Below are 321 nucleotides of genomic sequence, written 5' to 3'. Positions count from 1 at the left end.
CTCCTCGGCGTCCAGCCCGGTGAGGGTGAAGGCGAGGATCAGTCCACCCGCCCGCCGGCCGCGCTGCTCGGCCGGCAGCACCTCGGTGCCCCGACGCAGCAGGACGATGACGACCGCCGCGTCGGGCCGCGTGAGGGAGGCGAATCCGTCCGCCGCGGCCTGCTCCTGGGAGCCGAGATGAGCGGTGAGGAAGGCCTGGGAGGCGGCCACGTCGTCGACGGTGAGGGAGACGGTGTAAGCGGTGATCTGCACGGGTGAGCTCCTTCTCGTAGGGGGGCGGGGGTGGTGGGGCGCGGTCAGTAGGACCCGCGGCGCGGGAGG

The 321-nt window shown here is 73.8% G+C and carries 1 pseudogene; it reads right to left on the bottom strand.

The features are described 5' to 3' along the window. Window positions 1–252 (bottom strand): annotated as a pseudogene (locus PUR26_RS02305) (VOC family protein); the annotation flags it as partial. Between the last annotated feature and the right edge of the window lie 69 nt (window positions 253–321).

This window comes from Streptomyces sp. SP18CS02, from assembly GCF_036322365.1.
Classification (GTDB): Bacteria; Actinomycetota; Actinomycetes; order Streptomycetales; family Streptomycetaceae; genus Streptomyces.
This window is presented reverse-complemented; position numbering and strand designations above follow the sequence as displayed.